The organism is Hymenobacter elongatus (assembly GCF_004745955.1).
Lineage (GTDB): Bacteria > Bacteroidota > Bacteroidia > Cytophagales > Hymenobacteraceae > Hymenobacter > Hymenobacter elongatus.
In genome coordinates this window covers 1-6788 of sequence record NZ_SRLD01000078.1, presented here as the reverse complement: position 1 = coordinate 6788, position 6788 = coordinate 1, and the positions used below count along the sequence as shown (strand labels likewise).

3 protein-coding genes are annotated in these 6788 nt (G+C 61.6%); 2 read left to right on the top strand and 1 reads right to left on the bottom strand.

All coding sequences use genetic code 11. The annotated features are described in order from the left end of the window. Positions 1 to 246: 246 nt before the first annotated feature. Complete coding sequence (locus E5J99_RS20525) at positions 247 to 603, top strand: MmcQ/YjbR family DNA-binding protein (RefSeq protein WP_135499680.1); 357 nt, start codon at positions 247 to 249, stop codon at positions 601 to 603. Between the two features lie 579 nt (positions 604 to 1182). Here the strand turns inward: E5J99_RS20525 and E5J99_RS20520 are convergent. Next, a complete protein-coding gene (locus E5J99_RS20520; protein ID WP_135499679.1) occupies positions 1183 to 4191 on the bottom strand; it encodes a leucine--tRNA ligase in 3009 nt (1002 codons plus the stop codon). Between the two features lie 330 nt (positions 4192 to 4521). On the opposite strand from E5J99_RS20520, the gene E5J99_RS20515 reads away from it, so the two are divergent. Beyond that, a complete protein-coding gene (locus tag E5J99_RS20515) occupies positions 4522 to 6408 on the top strand; it encodes an SWIM zinc finger family protein (RefSeq protein WP_135499678.1) in 1887 nt (628 codons plus the stop codon). Positions 6409 to 6788 lie beyond the last annotated feature (380 nt).

Here is a 6788-nt window from a genome sequence, read left to right as displayed (position 1 = left end):
AGGGGATGAGCCTTCGGGGTATGCACCGGCAGCAGCGGCCGCAGACGCTCCCACAAGGCATCGGAAATGATGAATTCTTGAGTCGTTGCCATACCCGAAAATAATGCCTATTTGGATAGGCTCTAAGGACCGTCATGCTGAGCTTGTCGAAGCATCTCGCCTGGCATCGTTGGATTACTAGCTAGATGTCAGCACGCGAGATACTGCGGCTGCACTCAGCGTGACGGTCTTTATAGTGCGCTTGCTATGAACATCGAAGACTTCCGCGACTACTGCCTGCTCAAGCCCGGCGTGACCGAAGAAACGCCCTTCGGCCCCGAAACGCTGGTGTTCAAGGCCGGTGGCAAGGTCTTCGCCCTCACTGATATCGACACCTTTGGCAGCATCAACCTGAAGTGCGACCCGGAACGGGCCGTCGGGCTGCGCGACGAACACGACTACGTGCTGCCCGGCTACCACATGAACAAGAAGCACTGGAACACGGTGCGCATCGGTACCGGCGCCACCGACCGCCAGCTCCGGGAGTGGACCGACCACTCCTACGACCTCATCATCGCGTCGCTGCCCAAAGCCAAACGCGCCGAGCTGCTGAGCGGGGAATAACCACCAAGTTGCCGACCCATTTCGCCTGTCATCCTGAGTGTAGCGAAGCGGAGCGAAGGACCTTCCTCCGATAAGTGATACGGTCTGTTAAATGCAGAAAGCCCTTTGCCACGCGATGGTAAAGGGCTTTTTACATGGATCAACCTTTGGCGAGTCAACTGAGGCAGGGCCTTCGCTCTGCGTATGCTAGAGCGGTTCTTGGGTTGGTGTAGGGGTGTAGCGACGCGACCCTTCGCGTCTGCTGTTCGCGCCGTTTGGTGTTCCCGCATCGTTCAACGCCGAGACGCGAAGGGTCGCGTCTATACATGCCGTACACCGACCTGAAATTTGCTCTAGATGAAGGAACAGGTGTGTTAGAAGCTGGTTGAGTTAGCGTAAGAGCCGTCAGCACGGTGTAGAGACGCATACTTGCGTCTTGTCGTCGAACGAAAATCGTTATGTCGGCGCGGCCGACGAGACGCAAGTATGCGTCTCTACACCGTTCCAGCGCTAACGCAACCAGCTTTTATAGGAAGTATTCAATGAAGAAGGCCCGCCGGAACTATCCAGCGGGCCTTCTTCATAAAATGGCAGGTCGATTTACACCACCACGTTCACCATGCGGCCGGGCACGACGATGAACTTCTTGGCTTCCTTGCCCTCGGCAAAGCGGGCCAGGAAGTCGGAGGCGCGGACGGCGGCTTCGATGTCGGCGGCCGTGGCGGTGGCCGGGAACTGCAGGGTTTCGCGCACCTTGCCGTTGATGGCCACGGGGTAGTTCACGGTGTCTTCCACCAGGAACTCCTCGCGGAATTCGGGGTAAGTGGCGCTGCTGATGCTGCCGGCCGCGTGGCCCAGCTCCACCCACAGCTCCTCGGCCAGGTGGGGCGCGTAGGGCGAAAGCAGCACCACCAGCGGCTCCAGCACGGCGCGCTTGTGGCAGTCGAGGGCCGTGAGCTCGTTCACCGTAATCATCAGGGCGCTGACGGTGGTGTTGAAGCTGAACTTCTCGATGTCCTCTTCCACTTTGCGGATGGCCTTGTGCAGAGCCTTCAGCTCGGCGGGGGCCGCGGCTTCGTCGGTCACGGCGAAGCCACCATCCTGGGGATGGTAGAGGCGCCAGAGCTTCTTGAGGAAGCCCGCCACGCCGCTCATGCCGTTGGTGTTCCAGGGCTTGTACTGCTCCAAGGGGCCCAGGAACATTTCGTAGAGGCGCAGCGCGTCGGCTCCGTACCGTTCAATCAGCACGTCCGGGCTCACCACGTTGTACTTCGACTTCGACATCTTCTCGACTTCCCAACTACAAATGAATTGTCCATCTGGCTCGCTAATATAAAGCGCGTTTGCAAAGTCGGTACGCCATTTCTCTAATGCTTGTATATCGAGGATATCGTTGTCAACTAATGAAACATCAACATGAATTGGCTGAGACTTACTAAAATCTATGTCATCGAAATTTACTTTCAATGAGACACTCTTACTGTTAATGGCATTCCAGAAAATGGCCTTCTCATTCAATTTTGACTCTACCCAAGCTTTTTCGGTAGCACTTGACTTTCCAGAATTAAGTCTCTGGTGGAGTTCATTTGAAATAAATACAGTTGGCTCTACTTCCATCCATTCTGGCTCCTTGGAATCTTGAATGTCATAGCCCCAGATGTCACTCAACCGATGCACGAAGTTGGACCGGCCCAGAATCATGCCCTGATTAATGAGCTTCTGAAACGGTTCATTGGCCGTCACCAGGCCGAGGTCTTTCAGGAACAGGTGCCAGAAGCGGGAGTAGAGCAGGTGGCCCGTAGCGTGCTCTGCGCCACCGAGATATAAGTCGACATTCTGCCAGTACTGCTCGGCTTCCTCGCCCACGAAACGCTCGGCGTTGTGCGGGTCCATGTAGCGCAGGTAGTACCAGCTGGAGCCGGCCCAGCCGGGCATGGTGCTCAGCTCGTAGTCGTAGAGGCCTTTGTATTTCCAGTCCTTGGCGCGGCCCAGGGGCGGCTCGCCGGTTTCGGTGGGCTTGTACTCGTCGATTTCGGGCAGCACCAGCGGCAGGTCGGCTTCGGCCACGCCGTAGGCCACGCCTTCCTTGTAGTAAATCGGAATCGGCTCGCCCCAGTAGCGCTGCCGGCCGAAGATGGCGTCGCGGATGCGGAAGTTGGTTTTACCTTTGCCGATACCGTTGGCTTCGAGGTGCTGAATCAGCTTGTGGGTGGCTTCCTTATAGGTGAGGCCGTTGATCAGCTCGGAGTTGATGTAGCGGCCTTCCTTGGTCGGGTCGGCCTGCTCCTCAATCTGCTGGGCATCGGTAACCGGGATGATGGGCAGGCGGAAGTTTTTGGCAAACACGTAGTCGCGCTGGTCGCCGCTGGGTACGGCCATCACCGCGCCGGTGCCGTAGCCGGCCAGCACGTAGTCGGCAATCCAGATCTGCACCGGCTCGCCGCTGAGTGGGTTGATACCGAAAGAGCCGGTGAAGGCACCCGACACGGTTTTGGTGTCGGCCATCCGGTCGCGCTCCGAGCGGCGCTTGGTGGCATCGATGTAGTCCTGAACGGTGGCCTGCTGCCCGGGCGTGGTCAGCTCGGCTACCAGCTCGTGCTCGGGGGCCAGCACCAGAAACGTCGCGCCGTAAATCGTGTCCACGCGGGTGGTGTAGACCTTGATGGTTGGTTGTTGGGTATTGGTTGTTGGTTGTTGGTCCTCGGCGGATTCCTCAGCCGAATTCTGAATTCTGAATTCGACTTCGGCGCCGATGCTTTTGCCGATCCAGTTGCGCTGCATTTCCTTCACCGCGTCGGGCCAGTCGAGGGTATCGAGGCCCTGGAGGAGGCGGTCGGCGTAGGCGGTGATGCGCAGGTTCCACTGGGGCATCAGGCGGCGCTCCACGGGGAAGCCGCCCCGCTCGGAGAGGCCGTCCTTTACTTCGTCGTTGCTTAACACCGTGCCCAGGCCGGGGCACCAGTTCACGTAGGTGTCCTGCTGGTAGGCCAGGCGGTAGGGGTGCACGGCCTGCAGGCGCTGCTTCTCGCTGAACAGCTTCCACTGCCCGTTGGTGAAGCTGTGACGCTCTTCCTCGTCGCCGGCCGCGCGGATTCCTGCGCTGCCGTTTTCGGCAAACTTATCGAGCAGGGTTTTCAGCGGCTCGGCTTGGTTCGTGTCCAGGTTGTACCAGGAGTTGAACAGCTTGAGGAAAATCCACTGCGTCCACTTATAGTAGGCCGGGTCGGAGGTGCGCACCTCCCGGCTCCAGTCGTAGCTGAAACCCAGGGAGCTGAGCTGGCGGATGTAGGTGCCGATGTTCTGCTCGGTGGTGAGGGCCGGGTGCTGGCCGGTCTGGATGGCGTACTGCTCGGCGGGCAGCCCAAACGAGTCGAAGCCCATGGGATGCAGCACGTTGAAGCCCCGCAGCCGCTTGTAGCGCGACACGATATCGGAGGCAATGTAGCCCAGCGGGTGCCCCACGTGCAGCCCCGCCCCGGAAGGGTACGGGAACATATCGAGCACGTAGTATTTGGGCTTCGCGGAGGCGTTATCGGCCCTGAAAGTCTGCTGGTCTTTCCAGTGGGCTTGCCACTTCTTCTCAATATCCTGGGGATGGTAGCCGGGCATGGGTTCTCTGCTGCGTGTGAAGCGGCGAAAATACGCGGAAATGCCGGGAAAGACGCAACGGTGCGCCTCAGGCCCCGGCCCCCTTTCCGAAGGGAGCGGGGGAGCCGGCCGCTAGGGCCGTTGGGGGCGGGGTGTTTTGAGTTGATCAGAGGCAGGTCGATACGGCGGTTTACCGCGGTTTCCCGGTGGGTGGGGGCCGAAAGCTGCCCCGGCGGCGGCCCGCTTTGCCAGAGTGCGGCCGGGGGCTGCTATATTCGGGCTGACAGTAGCTGCGGCCCGCTGGCCCCGCCCCGGACGAAATGCAGCGCTCCTTAATCAGCCTTTACGCCCATGTTTACGCGCCAGTATCTTCAATCCCTGTCCTCGCCGGCGAGCTTCGCGCGGGGCGAAGCCTATTTCCGCGACGGCTCCGTGGGTAGCATCAGCCGGGAGGCCGACACGTTCACGGCCAAGGTGCGCGGCTCCTCCGGCCGCTACCAGGTGAAGCTGACGCTGCTGCCGGCGGGTGACCGGCTGCGCTGCACCTGCCCCTACGATTTTGAGGGCATCTGCAAGCACCGGGTGGCGCTGGGGCTGGCGGTGCTACACAAATTCGGGCCGCAGCTGCAAGCCGCAGCCTGGCCGGATTCCCTGGAAAACAGCCCCAAAGTGCTGGAAACCGCCCTGCGCGATACTGCCGCCGACACGCAGCTGGCGTTTCTGGCCGAGCTGCTGCGCGCCCGCCCCGACCTGCGCCAGCAGTTTCTGGCCCGCGTCGCGCCCGCCGGAGCCGCCGGAGCCGCGCCGCCGGTCGCCGCTGCTGCCCCCGCCGAAGCCACCCCCGACAGCATCAGCACCGAGGTGTACGAAGCGTTGTCGGACCTGGCTTTTGATGACGAGCAGCTGAGCGAGCACGCCGAATTTTACGAAGACTACCGCTATGACGAGGGCGACGGAATGCTGGAGCTGGCCAACGCGGCCATTGCCGAAGTGCTGGAACCCTACGCGCTGGCCGTGGCGGCGGCCGTGCAGGGCGGCCGGCTTGCCGAGGCGCTGCGCTGTTGGATAGGCGTGTGCGAGGGCGCGGCCGCGGCCACCGAGCCGGCCGACGACGACTACGACCTGTTCAGCTACGAAGGCTACCCGCAGCACGTGCTCGAATGCTGGCTGAACCGGCTGAGCGAGCTTGGGGTGGAGGCGCTGCTGGAAACGCGGCCGTTTGCGGCCGCCGAAACCGAAGCCGCGCTGGCGCTGCTGTTTGGGCGCTATCCGGCCCCGGCGCCGCTGCCGGCCTATTTCCAGCCGCTGCTGCACGGCCTGGCCCACGACCCGGCCACGGCCACCCGCCTGCTGCCGCTGCTGGAACAGAGGCCGATAACGACTATCGATCTGGCCCACGTGCTGCTGCGCGTGGCCGAAGTGCTGGCCGACGACGCGCTGTGGCTGCGTACGGCCGAGGAGTTTGCCGACCAGGACGTCACGCTGACCATCCAACTGCTCGACCACTACCGTCAGCACCACGACCGGCCGACCCTGCTGCGCGTACTCAGCCAGTGGCAACCGCGCTTCTACCCGCAGCTCAACCCGTATATTCTCACCCACCTGACGCCCGCCGAAGACGAGCCCCTGTACCTGGCGGCCCTGGAGCAGCGCTGCCGCAACGCCCACAGCCTCGACGACTACCACGAGCTGAAACGCTACTGGAGTGCCGCGCGGCGGCAGCAGTTTGTGGAAGAGCAGTTGGCGCTGGGCAGTCGGTCGGATGCCGGGCTGCTGTTTGGGGCCGAGCTGCTGGCCGCCGAAAACCGCGACGCCGAGTTGCTGCCCTACCTGCTGCGCCACAACTGGGGCTGGCAGCGCACCAGCCCGGCCGTGCTGGCGCTGGCCGCCCGCACCCGGCCCAACGAATGCCTCGATGCCGTGATGGAACACACCGAAGCCTTATTGCAGGACAGCCTTAACGGCCGGGGCCGCGACGTATACCAGCGCATTGTTTCCTGGCTGACGGCGCTCAATGCCTTCGAGTCGCTGCGGCCGCAGGTGGCGCTGTTTGCCGCGCATCTCTACGCCGAATATTCCCGGCTCAGCGCGCTGCGCGAGGAGCTGCGCGGGGCCCGGCTGGTGCGCGTAGAGAAGCTGGGCTCGCAGTACCGGCTGCTGCCGCCCACCTCCAAAGAAGACGAGCTGCGGGCGCTGATGCGCGACCGGCAGCAAGCCGCCAAATCGAAGAAGCGGTAAGCGTTTTTTTGGTCGGCGCGACGAGCAGGCGTCATACAATTGTTAGACTGGTTCCTGAATTAAGTGGTCGTGCAGAAGTAAACGTGTTGAATTTAGAACGTCATGCTTTATCTGGCGTCCGCTTGTCGAAGCATCTCTACCACGCATGTACTCCAGTCAGAAGGGTTAGTGACGCAGTAGAGATGCTTCGACAAGCGGACGCCAGATAAAGCATGCCGGCCTTTTTTGCTACGATTACTTTTGCGTGACTACATAACTCTACTTTGGCAGGTTAAGGGGCGTGCGGCCGGGGGTGCTTGGGGGTATTAGCTCGTGCCCGCTGGTGCACGGCAGCCAGTAAGGCATCATCTTGGTGGAGTAGGTTTTGTAGGTTTTGCAGC